Annotated in this window: 6 protein-coding genes; 5 read left to right on the forward strand and 1 reads right to left on the reverse strand. The window is 44.2% G+C overall.

Going from position 1 to position 5,949, the window contains the following annotated elements:
- On the forward strand, window positions 1-346 hold a 346-nt coding region (locus tag WEIDD23_RS01425; protein WP_156469542.1), incomplete at its 5' end, for an MFS transporter.
- A 70-nt stretch (window positions 347-416) separates the two neighbouring features.
- Here WEIDD23_RS01425 and lepA read toward each other — a convergent pair.
- Window positions 417-2,198, reverse strand: a complete 1,782-nt coding sequence (gene lepA / locus WEIDD23_RS01430; RefSeq protein ID WP_010373578.1) for a translation elongation factor 4 — start codon at window positions 2,196-2,198, stop codon at window positions 417-419.
- A 244-nt stretch (window positions 2,199-2,442) separates the two neighbouring features.
- On the opposite strand from lepA, the gene WEIDD23_RS01435 reads away from it, so the two are divergent.
- The 4 genes from WEIDD23_RS01435 to WEIDD23_RS01450 form a co-directional block, all read left to right on the forward strand.
- A complete protein-coding gene (locus WEIDD23_RS01435; RefSeq protein WP_010373576.1) occupies window positions 2,443-2,712 on the forward strand; it encodes a hypothetical protein in 270 nt (89 codons plus the stop codon).
- Between the two features lie 144 nt (window positions 2,713-2,856).
- The gene (locus WEIDD23_RS01440) at window positions 2,857-4,185 is read left to right on the forward strand and encodes an APC family permease (RefSeq protein WP_010373575.1); all 1,329 of its coding nucleotides are present in this window, start codon (window positions 2,857-2,859) and stop codon (window positions 4,183-4,185) included.
- Between the two features lie 77 nt (window positions 4,186-4,262).
- Complete coding sequence (locus WEIDD23_RS01445; RefSeq protein WP_062358693.1) at window positions 4,263-5,369, forward strand: SLC13 family permease; 1,107 nt, start codon at window positions 4,263-4,265, stop codon at window positions 5,367-5,369.
- 67 nt (window positions 5,370-5,436) lie between these two features.
- A partial coding sequence (locus WEIDD23_RS01450) for a GNAT family N-acetyltransferase (RefSeq protein ID WP_062358694.1) occupies window positions 5,437-5,949 on the forward strand: 513 nt, incomplete at its 3' end.

The following is a 5,949-nucleotide window of genomic DNA, read 5'->3' on the forward strand; positions in this document are numbered from 1 at the left end:
CTTCTTGTGCATTTACGTGGCATTCTACGCTGTTACTTGGGCCCCATTGACTTGGGTTTTGGTTGGTGAGCTGTTCCCATTGGCTATTCGTGGTCGTGGTTCAGGATTGGCTTCATCATTCAACTGGATTGGTTCATTTGCAGTTGGGTTGTTGTTCCCAATCATGACCGCATCAATGCCGCAAGAAGCAGTCTTTGCTATCTTTGGTGTTATCTGCTTGCTCGGTGTTGCGTTCATTCGCTTTGCTGTTCCAGAAACACGTGGTCGTTCATTGGAAGAAATTGAAGTACTTGGTGCTGGTGAATCACCAGCTGAAGTATCTGGTAAGCCAGTTACGAACCGCTAATAAAAAACACGCTAGCGTTGTAAACGCTAACGTGTCGTTAAACGACTGTTCCTATGGGAACGGTCGTTTTTTAATTAGAATTCATATCGAGGATTGCGTCAAAGACTGCTTGGGGCAGTTCGATATCGCTCTTCTTTTGGCCTTGGCGACGTAATTGCTGCTGTTTCTTTGAGACCTTCGTACCAGAGGCCTGTGCTTTACGTAGCGGCGGTACGTCGGCACGTGAGATAGCGCGTCCTTCAACAATTGCCTGTACTGGCATTGATTGTAACTTGCGCGGAATCAAGTCCTTCAGCTTTGAGACGATTTCGTTACCGACGCGATCAACCTTAGAACGGTGCATCACGAATGTGAGGGCATCGACTTTCGCGTAATCGACAGCGATATCAATCCGAACCAAGTCAGATTCTTGGTAAGAATCAAACTCGGTTGAGAGGGTTGCGAAACCGTGTGAAGCTGACTTGAGTTCGTTAAAGAAGTCGTAGGCGATTTCTGAAATTGGCATCCGGTACGTTACCATTAGCATCGAACCGATGGTAGCCAAATCAACTAATTCACCGCGGCGACCTTCAGCCAAACGCATAATGTCATTCAACATTTCGTTTGGTAGGGTCATTTTAGCAAGCATGAACGGTTCTTCAACCTTTACGATTTGCCCGTAGTCTGGGAATTGAATTGGATTTTCAACGTATAAGGGTTCGTCTTCATTCTTAACGGTCACGCGATACGTTGAATTGGGCATCGTTGTCAGGACATCTAGGCCAAATTCTTCTTGCAAACGCTCACGGATAATTTGCAAGTGGAAGATACCTAGAAAACCACCACGGAATCCCATACCGAGCGCTTCGGATTGTTCGGGCTCGTATTGGAAAGCCGCGTCGTTTAGACCAAGCTTTTCGATGCCGATCTTCAAATCCTTGAATTCGCTGCCGCGGGGGTAAAGTCCGGCGTAAACCATTGGCTCCACGTCTTCGTAACCAGGAAGGGGCGTTGCGACGGGATCGTTTGCTAACGTAATCGTATCACCAACACGGACAGCTCGAGCGTCTTTGATACCGGTAACGATGAAACCAACATCCCCGGCTTGGAGAGTGTCTAATGGGGTCATCAACGGTGAGAAGACACCCATCTCTTTAATTTGTGATTTGATGCTGTTGGCCATAAACAACACGTTGTCTGATGACTTTAGTTGACCATCGAACAAACGAACTTGCACGATAACACCCTTGTAGGGGTCGAACTTTGAGTCAAAGACTAGAGCTTTCAATTTACCACTCTCATCCCCAGCAGGTGCTGGAATTCGGTCGCGGATGGCTTCCAACACAGCGTCGACACCAAGACCGCTTTTAGCAGAAATCTTTAGAATGTCTTCTTCGCGGAATGAGTCATCTAAGTCAAGTAGTTCTTCAATTGTCTTGTCGACCTCAGCGGCCATATTATCAATTTTATTAACTATCGGGATAATCACCAGGTTAGCAGCTTTCGCAAGACGGTAGTTGGCAACAGTTTGGGCTTGAACTCCCTTTGTGGCATCGACCAAGAGCAACACACCGTCAGTGGCAGATAGACTACGAGAGACCTCGTAATTAAAATCCACGTGACCAGGCGTGTCAATTAGATTGTATTGGTACTCAGTGCCAGTGTTATCAATATAGTAGTTACGAACGGTGCGGGACTTTACAGTGACACCGTGGGCCTTCTCAACGCTTAAATCGTCGAGTAATTGGGCTTCTGTTTCGCGTTCTGAGACAGTGTTCGTCATCTCCATAATGCGATCGGCCAAGGTAGACTTACCGTGGTCAATGTGGGCGATGATGGCAAAGTTTCGAATGAGTGCTTGTCGGTTTGACATGAGATCTCCTTCTAAAAAATAATATTCCTCTAGTTTACCATTTTTTTGCCGTTTCTAGGTTTCTATGTCATTTTCCCGAACAATAAAAATTATATAGGACATGTATGGGCTTACACGCTATAATTTTACATAATTTAGGCATAGAACATTGCCGAAATGTTTCTTTCTTTTGATTTGTAAGCATGCTATTATATTGTGCATATAGAGAAAGGAAGTCTATTGTCAATCACGGGGGATTAAAGATATGGACTATTCATCAGGTGAAATGGGGCCCAGCACGTTGCATTACAGCTTCGAAAAAGCAAAGGTTGAGGACTTTGCAGTGAATGGGACACAAACAGTTGCACAACCCAAGGTCAACGAAAAGTTGGTCGAACATTATTTGGATTTGTGTGAGCGCCACCCAACGTGGACTTTTGGTCAAATTGCCAGTGGGTTACACGTTGACGCTGCGACACTTCGTCAAATTGAGAGCGCAACACATAGTAAGTTGCGTTCAGCTAAAGTACGCTAAAATTAAATGAAAGCCGGCCACTATGATGTGCCGGCTTTTTTTGTTACAGGTTGATGTTAGTTTTACTGACATTTAAAAAGACAGCGGGTGCGGAACCTGGTAAAATAATACAATATTGAAAAAATTATGAATAAGGGGCAACTCATGAACGAGCAAAACAAATTGAATCGTACCATGACGTTACTACCAGCCGTTTCAACGGTTATGGGAACGGTGATTGGTGCGGGCGTGTTCTTTAAAGCGTCTAGTGTTGCATCAGCAACCGGTTCAACTAGTATGTCGATTTTTGTCTGGATATTAGGTGGGTTGATTAGTTTGGCTGCCGGATTAACTGGTGCTGAGCTGGCAGCAGCATTACCACAAACGGGTGGTATGTTGGTGTACATTGAGCGGGCTTACGGTAAGTTGCCAAGTTATTTACTTGGTTGGGCACAAATCATTGTTTACTTCCCGGCAAGTGTCGCTGCTAAGGGTGTCATCTTTGGTACGCAAGTTGCTAATTTATTTCACCTGTCAACGAATGCAATTATCCCGGCCGGTGTTTTGGCCGTTGCTTCTGTGTTCCTCATTAACTTGTTGGGCTCAAAAGTGGCAGGACAATTCCAATCGATTACATTATTCTTTAAGTTAATTCCATTAGCGTTAATCGTAATCTTTGGGTTGCTGCAACCAGGCGGGGTTGATGTTAGTCTATTCCCAGTAACACCAGGTGCACATACTGGTGGCTGGGCGACAGCAATTGGCGGTGGTTTGCTAGCAACGATGTACGCCTATGATGGGTGGATTCACGTTGGTAATATTGCCGGTGAAATGAAGAATCCAAGTCGTGACTTGCCACGTGCTATCACTGGTGGTTTGTTGGGTATTATGGTCATCTATGTGTTGGTTAACTTTGTGTACTTGCATTCATTGCCATTTGGCGCAATTGCTGGTAACGAGAATACTTCAATGGATGTTGCCTCACATATCTTTGGTGGTTTCGGTGGTAAATTGATCACCATCGGTATCTTGGTTTCCATTTATGGCACATTGAACGGTTATACGATGACAGGAATGCGTTTGCCATATGCAATGGCTTTGGAAAATGAATTGCCATTTTCAAAGCAACTACGTCAATTGAATCGTTTCCAAATTCCATATGTTGCGGGTATCTTCCAATTGGTATTGGCAATTGCTTTGATGTTTGTTGGTGGGTTTGACACATTGACGGACATGCTAATCTTCGTGATTTGGCTATTTTATACGTTGGTCTTTGTCGCAGTTATCAAATTGCGCATCACAGAACCAGATTTGCCACGACCATATAAGGTACCTTTGTATCCGGTTGTGCCAATTATCGGTATTCTAGGTGGTTTGTTCATCATTGTGATGACGTTAATCTCAGAATTCCAACTGGCAGTGATTGGATTGCTACTAACTTTGGCGGGATTGCCATTATATTTCTACATGCAAAAGCGTAAGCGTCAACTATAAACAAAAAAGCAGGTCTCGTTGAGGCCTGCTTTTTACTATATACTGGATATCTAAACTAGAAAGAATTAGGAATTATTATGCAAATTATCTGGAAACGATTACTTGCTGATCGGACATTGCAGTTAACTGGTGTTTTGGCGCTACTGGCTTTGGCTTTTGGTAACGTACATTGGTCTGATATTAATGCCCATACCATCATCGCCCTGGCAGCGTTAATGATGTTAGTGAGTGTTTATGAAACTGAAGGTCTGCTGGTTTATGTCGCTAGTACGGTTGTCAGCCATTTTCAAACCACTCGTCAGATTATTCGGGTGACGTTCCTGATGGCTTTTTTTGGATCGATGCTCTTCACAAATGATGTGGCCATTTTAACGTTGGTCCCCATTTTTGTTACAATTGCTCGTAAAATCCAACTTAAGATGATTTTACCGTTGGTCTTCATGACTATTTTTGCTAATTTGGGTAGTGCGGTGACACCGTTTGGCAATCCGCAGAACTTGTATTTGGCATCGTTTTATCAATTGCCGGCACTAGACTTCTTTAAAATGTCATTGCCCTTAGGCATGGTAAGTCTTGGTTTGCTCTTCTTAGTAACGTATTTGTTTGCCGACGACACTGTTGGAGCAGTTGCGCTAGAGAAGCACCCCATCAATAAGCGACACATGGTAGTGGTGTTACTAGTCACGGTCGTTGTACTAGCTGCTATTCTGAACGCGTTACCGATTGGTGTTGCACTTATTGCAAGTGGGCTATTAGCGTTAGGTTATGACCGAACAACCTTTGTTAAAATTGACTATGGGGTGTTGCTGCTTTTTGTGGGATTTTTTGTCATTGTGGGGGCGCTGAGTCGAGTGCCAGTTTTAGAATCGGTGTTAACCCATTTGACGGATGGACCAATCAAAGTGTTTTTTGCAGGCATCTTGACGAGTCAAGTTATCAGTAACGTCCCCGGTGCGATTTTGTTATCAAAATTCACACATCTGGTTTACCCACTTTATTTAGGGGCCTCTATTGGTGGTTTAGGGACGATTATTGCCTCGTTGGCTAATTTATTAGCCTGGCGCCAATACCAACTTCAAACCGACGAACAGTCTCGGTCATTTCCGACGCGTTCTATGCTGATAAACGTTCTTTTGTTATTAATATTTATCCCACTTGGTCTGCTTTTATTAAAATTAAATTAAAAAATAATTGACCGTTCAAAAGCCTTCTGCTAGCATAAAACAAATGCTTTAGTAGGGGGTTTTTACATTGGGTGAATTAAAAACAAGATTGGCGAACTTAACGCAATTTGAATCAGAACGGTTAGTGATGCGACATGCGGTTGAAACGGATGCGGCTGATATGTATGAACTGTTTCATGATCCGGAAGTGACACGCTGGATTCACGTACCGGTACCTGAGTCAGTGGCGGAAACGCTTGAATTTAGTATCCGACGGTATCACTTGGCTGATCCGCTGGGGAAATACGTTTTGATTGAAAAAGCCAGCGGCAAAATGATTGGCAGCATTGACATCCGTTTGACGGAAAAGAATGCGAGCGCCGAGACTGGGTATGCTTTGAATCACGATTATTGGGGCTCTGGCTACATGACGGAAGCGTTAAAAGCAGTTATTCGGGTTGGTTTTGAACAACTCGGCCTCCATCGTATCGATAGTTATCACGCGCCGGATAATGCTGCCTCTGGTCGGGTTATGCAACGGGCGGGGATGACGTATGAAGGCCGTTTGCGCGACTATGAAAGGTTACCAAATGGCACTTTC

Origin of the sequence: Weissella sp. DD23 (assembly GCF_001579105.1) — a bacterium.
Lineage (GTDB): Bacteria > Bacillota > Bacilli > Lactobacillales > Lactobacillaceae > Weissella > Weissella cibaria.